The 7,327-nt window shown below is 73.7% G+C and carries 7 protein-coding genes; 4 read left to right on the forward strand and 3 right to left on the reverse strand.

All coding sequences use genetic code 11. The annotated features are described in order from the left end of the window. The first annotated feature begins 228 nt into the window (after nt 1–228). Nucleotides 229–501 carry a hypothetical protein gene (locus AB0L34_RS31945; RefSeq protein WP_350704157.1) on the forward strand — a complete coding sequence of 91 codons (273 nt, stop codon included), beginning with the start codon at nt 229–231 and terminating at the stop codon, nt 499–501. 164 nt (nt 502–665) lie between these two features. Here the strand turns inward: AB0L34_RS31945 and nudC are convergent, their stop codons facing one another. The 3 genes from nudC to AB0L34_RS31960 all read right to left on the reverse strand — a co-directional run bounded on the left by nudC (nt 666) and on the right by AB0L34_RS31960 (nt 4,311). Continuing rightward, nucleotides 666–1,604 (reverse strand): NAD(+) diphosphatase, encoded by a 939-nt coding sequence (nudC, locus tag AB0L34_RS31950; RefSeq protein WP_363709167.1) that lies wholly within the window; start codon nt 1,602–1,604, stop codon nt 666–668. Continuing rightward, nucleotides 1,601–2,911: a pitrilysin family protein gene (locus AB0L34_RS31955; RefSeq protein WP_363709177.1), complete on the reverse strand. Its 1,311-nt coding sequence runs from the start codon at nt 2,909–2,911 to the stop codon at nt 1,601–1,603. Before AB0L34_RS31955 ends, nudC begins: the two co-directional genes overlap by 4 nt. 89 nt (nt 2,912–3,000) lie before the next feature. Continuing rightward, the gene (locus AB0L34_RS31960; protein ID WP_363709169.1) at nt 3,001–4,311 is read right to left on the reverse strand and encodes a pitrilysin family protein; all 1,311 of its coding nucleotides are present in this window, start codon (nt 4,309–4,311) and stop codon (nt 3,001–3,003) included. Nucleotides 4,312–4,574: 263 nt separating this feature from the next. On the opposite strand from AB0L34_RS31960, the gene AB0L34_RS31965 reads away from it, so the two are divergent. The 3 genes from AB0L34_RS31965 to AB0L34_RS31975 are packed head-to-tail and all read left to right on the forward strand — an operon-like array spanning nt 4,575 to nt 7,289. Continuing rightward, on the forward strand, nt 4,575–5,639 hold the full coding sequence (locus AB0L34_RS31965; protein ID WP_363709171.1) for an ABC transporter substrate-binding protein: 1,065 nt from the start codon (nt 4,575–4,577) through the stop codon (nt 5,637–5,639). Then, nucleotides 5,636–6,415, forward strand: a complete 780-nt coding sequence (locus tag AB0L34_RS31970) for an ABC transporter ATP-binding protein (protein ID WP_363709173.1) — start codon at nt 5,636–5,638, stop codon at nt 6,413–6,415. Before AB0L34_RS31965 ends, AB0L34_RS31970 begins: the two co-directional genes overlap by 4 nt. Beyond that, on the forward strand, nt 6,405–7,289 hold the full coding sequence (locus AB0L34_RS31975) for an ABC transporter permease (protein WP_363709175.1): 885 nt from the start codon (nt 6,405–6,407) through the stop codon (nt 7,287–7,289). Before AB0L34_RS31970 ends, AB0L34_RS31975 begins: the two co-directional genes overlap by 11 nt. The last annotated feature ends 38 nt before the right edge of the window (nt 7,290–7,327 follow it).

Raw genomic sequence — 7,327 nt, forward strand, 5'->3', positions numbered from 1 at the left:
GCACCGCGCCCGCGCCCCCACCCACGCCCCGACGCCCGGCCCCGCCGCCGCCCCCCCCGCCGCGTCTCCGGCCCGCGTCCGCGTTGACCAGGCATCCGCTGATCGGACGAGGCTCCGCACCGATCGTCGCGTTTCACTTGCTGAGACCCTCGGCCGGCGTAGCATGGCGACAGAGTGACGTGGAACTTCCACCCGTTCCCCGCCGTCGCGGTTCATCCGGAGACCCACATGCGTTTCCTGATCGTTCGCACCGACATCCGCGCCGCCGCCGACGTGGACATCGTCGCCGCCTGGGCGTGCGGTGGCCGCCTGCGGGACGAGACCACCACGCCCGAACCACGCCGACAGATCGTGCACGCCGAGGACCGGGATGCCGCGCTGCTGCTGGCCCGGGCCCTGTCCACGGTGGGCGCGGTCCGCTCCGGGAAACAGCGGGTCAAGGTGCTCCCGCTCGACGAGCCGGCCCTCGGCTGGCGAACACGAAGCGACCGGGGCAGCTGACCCCTCCGAGACGTCCGTCGTGGCCGACCGGCTCCCCCGCCGCGTTCCTTGCCCAGCCGACCACGACGGCCCGTGTTCCCGGCCCGTGACCGTCGCGGCAACGGCGGCCACGGGCCGGGACCGCACGTTCGCGCGGTCACCGGCCCGGCCCCGCAGGTGCCGGTTCAGCAGTGACCGTCGAGCCAGCGGTGGATCAGGAACAGTGCGATGGACGACCGCGGCGGCAGGACCAGCCGGGCGCCGCCCACATCCACCGGCCGTCCCGCCAGGGCCGCCCCGATCTCGGTGCGGGTGAACCACCGGGCGTACGCGATCTCCGCCGGGTCGAGCCGCACCGGGTGCTCCGGGTCGGCCGTGGCGAGGAAGCCCAGCATCAGCGAGCCGGGGAACGGCCACGCCTGGCTGCCCGCGTACGCGATGTCCTCGACCGGGACGCCGACCTCCTCGCGGACCTCGCGCAGCACGGCGGCCTCGGCCGACTCCCCCGGCTCGACGTAGCCCGCGAGGCAGGAGAAGCGGCGCTCGCCGGGGGTCTGCGGCCAGGTGGCGTTGTTGCCGAGCAGGCACCGCCCGCCCGGCCCCGGCACGCCGTCGTGCACCAGCACGATCATCGCCGGGTCGGTACGCGGCCAGATCCGCTCCCCGGCCCGGTCGACGCGGGACCAGCCGGCCTCGTCCACCTCTGTCGGATGCCCGGTGGCCGACGAGTAACGGTGCCGCAGGTGCCAGTTGACCAGCGCCAGCGCGGTGGTGAACAGCCCGGCGTCCCGGTCCACCAGCAGGTGACCGACCTCGCGCAGGTGCGCCGGCCGGGCGCCGGGCACCGCCGGCAGCGGGGCGTCCACGGCGAAGACCGGCACGCCGTCGGGCTCGACGCCGAGGAACATCGGGGACGCCGCCGGCGGCAGGTCGGCCGCGTCCAGCAGCACCAACGCCGGCGGCGACGTGTCCGTGCGCACGAGTGCCCGGCCCTCGTCGCCGGAGTCGAGCACCAGCACCCGCGCCCTGGCCCACGCCTGCGCCAGCCACCCCGGGTCGGTGCGCCGGTGCGCCGCCCGGTCCAGGGTGGAGCGGGCCAGCGGCGGCGTGGGCTCCCCGCTCACGGCCGCGCCGGCTCGGTGACGACCGGGGTCAGCGCGGCGAGCTGCGGTGCGATCCGCTCGGCGTCGCCGAGCACCACGGTCACCGCACGGGCCGGGGCGAGGTAGCGGGCCGCCGCCTCGGCCACGTCGGCCACGGTGGCCTTCGCCAGCCGGGCGGCGTGCTCGGCCAGGAACTCCAGCCGCAGCCCGTTGCCGGCGTACGCGCTGGTCAGCGAGGCCAGCCCGGCCTGGGTGGACATGCCGAGCTGGAGGGTGCCGAGCGCGTACTGGCGGGCCTGTTCCAGCTCGTCCTCCCGGGGCGGGAGGCTGGCCAGCCGCCCCAGCTCGTACGTCGTCTCCAGCAGCGCCGGCCCGGTGACCTCGGTGGCCACCTCGGCGGCGGCGACCAGCACCGACCCGGCCACCGAGTGCTCGACGAGCGAGTGGGGGCCGTAGGTGTAGCCCTTGTCCTCGCGGATGTTCTCCACCCAGCGGGAGGAGAAGTAGCCGCCGAAGACCAGGTTGGCCAGTTGCAGCGCGGCGTGGTCGGGATGGGTGCGGGGCACCGCCGGCAGCGCGATGCGCAGCGAGGACTGCACCGACCCCGGCCGGTCGACCAGCAGCAGCGGCCCGGGCTCCAGCGGCGGGGCGGGCGGCAGGTCGGCGGTGTGCCCGGCGCCGTTCCACCCCGACAGGGCCTTCTCGGCGGCGTCCAGCGCCCGCTCCGGCTGCACGTCGCCGACCAGCACCAGCACGGCGTCGGCGGGGTGCACCCGCTGGGCGTGCAGGGTGCGCAACACCCCCGGCCGGACCGCGCGGACCGCCTCCGGGTCCGGGGTCTGCACCGCGTACGGGTGCGTGCCGTAGACCCGCTTGAGCAGGGCGGTGCGGGCCAGGTGCGAGGGCTGGCTCTGCGCGACCTGGATCCGGTCGACCAGCCGGTCCCGCTCGGTCGCCACGTCCCCGTTCGGGTAGGTCGCGCCGGTGAGCACGTCGGCGAGGATCTCCAGCATCCGGTCCAGCCCGGTGACCAGGCCGGCGCCGGAGAGCATCAGCCGGTCCGGGTCGATCCCGGCGGACAGCCCGCCGCCGACCTTCTGCAGCTCGGCGGCGATCTGCACGCTGGACATGCCCTCGGTGCCGGAGAGCAGGGTCTGGGCGAGCATCGCGCCCCGGGCGAGGTGGCTGCGGCCGAAGGGCATCCAGAGCCGCAGCTCGACCAGGGGCACCGCCGGCCGGCGTACGGCGATCACGGTCAGCCCGTTGCCCAGCGTGCGCTCGGCCTGCTTCGGCAGCTTGAGCCTGCGGTTCGGGCCGAGCGGCGGCAGCTCCCGCGGCCCGGCCTGTGCGGTTGCCGGCGCCTGGCCCTTCTTCGTTCGCGACTGCGGGGCTCGCAAACCCGGCTCACTCCTCGCGCTCATCGGGCGCCTCCGGCGATGACCTCGATGGACGCGCGGCGCTCGGGCCGCAGGGTGGCCGCGGCGGCCCGGACCTGCTCGTCGGTGACCTCGCCCACGAGCCGGGGCAGGTCGTTGAGCAGCCCCGGCTCGCCGCGCTGCTGCTCCAGCACGGCCATCCGCAGCGCCCGGCCGAGCACCGCGTCGGTGTCGCGCAGCAGGTGGGTCGCCATCCGGGCCTGGGTGCGGGCCAGCTCGCCCTCCGTCAGACCGTCGGTGGCCAGCCGGTCCAACTCCTCGTCGATGGTGCGCAGCACCTTGTCCACGTCCCCGCCGGGCGGCAGGTGCGCCTGGAGCAGCAGCGCCGTCGGGTCCCGCACGTCGAACGGGTCGCCCATGAAGCCGAGGTAACCGCCGAGGCTGGTCACCGCCCGGTCCCGCTGCACCAGCCGCTCCACCAGCCGGGAGGCGTCGCCGTCGGTGAGCACCTCGGCCAGCACGACGTACGGCAGGTAGCCGGCGAAGTCGGTGACCGGGTCGGGCACCCGCCAGGCGCCGGCCACCGCCGGCAGCGGGGCCAGCCTGTCGGTGTACGAGGTGCGCCGCTCCGCGGTCAGGTCGGGCTCGGCGAAGTCGGGCCGCTCCGGCGCGGGCCGGGCCGGCACGTCGCCGAAGTGCCGCTCGACCAGCACGGTCGCCTCGGCGACGTCGATGTCGCCGCTGACGGCCAGCACCGCGTTGCCGCTGGCGTAGTAGCGGCGGAAGAAGTCGGCGGCGTCGGCGACGGTGGCCGACTCCAGGTCGACGAAGGAGCCGTAGCCGTCGTGCGCGTTCGGGAAGGTGTCGAACATGACCGGCGGCAGGGTCAGCCAGGGAAAGCCCCCGTACGGCCGGTTGAGCACGTTGACCCGGATCTCCTCCTTGACCACGTCGACCTGGTTGCGCAGGTTCTCCTCGGTCAGCCGCGGGCCGCGCATCCGGTCGGCCTCCAGGAACAGCGCCCGCTCCAGGGCGTTGCTCGGCAGCGTCTCGAAGTAGTCGGTGTAGTCGAGGTGGGTCGAGCCGTTGAAGGTGCCGCCCGCCCCCTGCACGTGCCGGAAGTGGGCCAGCTTCTCCAGGTTCTCCGAGCCCTGGAACATCAGGTGCTCGAAGAGGTGGGCGAAGCCGGTGCGCCCCTCCGGTTCCGAGCGGATGCCGACGTCGTAGACCACCGCCACCCCGATCACCGGGGCGCTGCGGTCGGGGGTCAGGACCACCCGCAGGCCGTTGTCGAGGGTGAACCGCTCGACCGGGTACTTCGTCGCTGGAATTCTCGATCTCCGCGCCGCCACGGGATCGACCCTAGCGCGTCGGCACCCGCGCCATCGCCGACCTTCGGCCAGCCGCCTCGGCCGGCGTACCAACCGGCGCGCCCGCCGGTCCCGGCAGCCGGCGGCGACGCCGGGCCCGGAGGCCGCTGAACCCATCCAACGGGTAGAGATTGTCGCCTTTGCTGAGACACCAGTCCCGTCATGTGGTTGGCCCTTGACGCCAGCTCACCACCTGACCCACTCTTCCTACCAACTAAGTAGGAATACTGCGGATTGGATGGACGATGAGACGGCTCCCCTGGCGTCGGTCGGTCTCCCTGGCCACCCTCGCCGTCGTCGGCGCGGCGACCCTGGGCACCGCCGCCGCCTGCGGCGACGACAGCGAGAGCGCGGGCGGCGGCTCCGGCCCGGTGACCCTGCGGCTCGGCTACTTCCCCAACATCACCCACGCGCCGGCGGTGGTCGGCGTGGAGAAGGGCATCTTCGCCGAGAAGCTCGGCACCGGCGTCACGCTGGAGACGAAGACCTTCAACGCGGGCCCCGCCGCGATCGAGGCGATCTTCTCCGGCGCGCTCGACGCCACGTACATCGGCCCGAACCCCACCGTGAACGCCTTCTCGAAGTCCAAGGGCGAGGCCGTCCGGGTCGTCTCCGGCGCGGCCTCCGGCGGCGTCGCGCTCGTGGTGAAGCCCGGGATCACGTCGGTCGAGCACCTGCGGGGCAGGAAGATCGCCACCCCGCAACTGGGCAACACGCAGGACGTGGCGATCCGCCACTGGCTCAAGGAGAAGGGCCTCACCACGACCAAGGAGGGCGGCGGCGACGTCAAGATCATCCCGCAGGAGAACGCCCAGACGGTGGAGACGTTCGGCAGCGGGGCGATCGACGGCGCCTGGGTGCCCGAGCCGTTCGTCTCCCGGCTGGTCAACGCCGGCGGGAAGGTGCTCGTCGACGAGCGCGACCTCTGGCCGGACGGCAAGTTCGTGATCACCAACCTGATCGTCAGCACCAAGTTCCTCAAGGCCCACCCCGACGTGGTGAAGAAGCTGGTCGAGGGGCAGGTGGCGGCGAACGAGTTCGTCAACGGCAAGCCCGACGAGGCGCAGCAGGCCATCTCCGACCACATCGGCAAGATCAGCGGCAAGCCGCTGGACCTCAAGCTGATCAAGCAGGCATGGCCGACGCTGGAGTTCACCAACGACCCCATCGCCTCCTCGCTGAAGACCGGACTCGACCACGCCGTCGCGGTCGGGCTGACCCAGCCGGTCAGCCTCGACGGGCTCTACGACCTGACGTACCTCAACGAGGTGCTCAAGGGCCAGGGCAAGGCCGAGGTCGTCCAACCATGACGTCGACCACGACGGCGCCCCGCAGCGCGACCGGCCCGGTCGCGCTGCACGGCGTCACCAAGGTGTACGGGCGCGGGGCGAACGCCGTCCTCGCCCTGGACGGGGTCTCCCTCGACGTCGCGCCCGGGGAGTTCGTCTGCCTGGTCGGGGCCTCCGGCTGCGGCAAGAGCACGCTGCTCAACCTCGTGGCCGGCCTGGACCGGCCCAGCGGCGGGCGGATCGCTCTCGGCGAGGGGGTCGAGCCGGGGCTGATGTTCCAGGAGCCGGCCCTCTTCCCCTGGCTGACCGTCGAGGGCAACGTCGAGGTGCCGCTCAAGCTGCGCGGGCTGCCCCGGGCCGCGCGTCGGGAACGGGTCGCCGCACTGCTGGGCACTGTGCACCTGGCCGACTTCGGCCGCAAGCGCCCGCACGAGCTCTCCGGCGGCATGCGCCAGCGGGTGGCGCTGGCCCGCACCCTCGCCCTGGACACGCCGGTGCTGCTGATGGACGAGCCGTTCGGCGCGCTGGACGCGATGACCCGCGACATCCTGCACGACGAGCTGGAACGGATCTGGACCGAGCGGCGGCTCACCGTGCTCTTCGTGACGCACAACGTCCGGGAGGCGGCCCGGCTCGCCGACCGGATCATCCTGCTCTCCAGCCGACCCGGCCGGATCATCTGGTCCACCCCGGTCGACGTGCCCCGGCCGCGACGCATCGACTCCCCCGAGGTCGCCGCGGTCGCCGCCGAGGTCACCGGCCGCCTGCGTACGGAGGTGGGCCGCCATGGCCGGTGACACCCTCGCCGCCGTCCCGCGTACCGACGCGGAGATCTCGGGGCTGGACGCCCTGGAGCTGGCCGGCCGGGAGCAGAGCCGGCCGCGGGCCGCCCGGCTCTGGGCGGCGACCTGGCCGAAGCTGGCCGCGCTCAGCATCGCCGTCGGCGCGTGGCAGGTCGTCGTCTGGACCGGCTGGAAGCCCGAGTACGCCCTGCCCGGCCCGGCCGCCGTGGGGCAGGAACTGCTCCGGCAGCTCAGCGGCGTCCAACTCTGGGACGGACTCGCCACCACCCTGCGCCGGGCGGCGGTCGGCTACCTCTTCTCAGTCGCCGTGGGCCTGCTGCTCGGCCTCGCGGTGGCCCGGTCACGGATCCTGCGGGCCGCGATCGGCTCGATGATCACCGCGCTGCAGACCATGCCGTCGATCGCGTGGTTCCCGCTGGCGATCCTGCTCTTCGAGCTGAGCGAGAAGGCGATCTTCTTCGTGGTGGTGCTCGGCGCCGCGCCGTCCATCGCCAACGGCGTGATCGCCGGCGTGGACTACGTGCCGCCGCTGCTGCTGCGCGCCGGCCGCAACCTCGGCGCCCGGGGGCTGAACCTGTACCGGTACGTCATCGCGCCCGCCGCCCTGCCGGCCATCGTGGCCGGCCTCAAGCAGGGCTGGGCGTTCTCCTGGCGCAGCCTGATGGCCGGCGAGCTGATCGTGGTCGGCATCTCGCAGACCTCGCTGGGCGCCCAGCTGACCTACTCCCGGGAACTGTCGGACTCGCCCTGGCTGATCTCCACCATGATCGTGATCCTGGTCCTGGGCCTGGTGGTCGACGCCGCCTTCGGGGCGGCCGACAAGGCGATCCGGCGCCGCTGGGGCGTACTGGACCAGGCCGGTCAGTGACGTGTACGTCTCCGCGCGCAGCGACTACGCGCTCCAGG

It is taken from the genome of Micromonospora sp. NPDC052213 (assembly GCF_040679695.1).
Taxonomy (GTDB): Bacteria; Actinomycetota; Actinomycetes; order Mycobacteriales; family Micromonosporaceae; genus Micromonospora.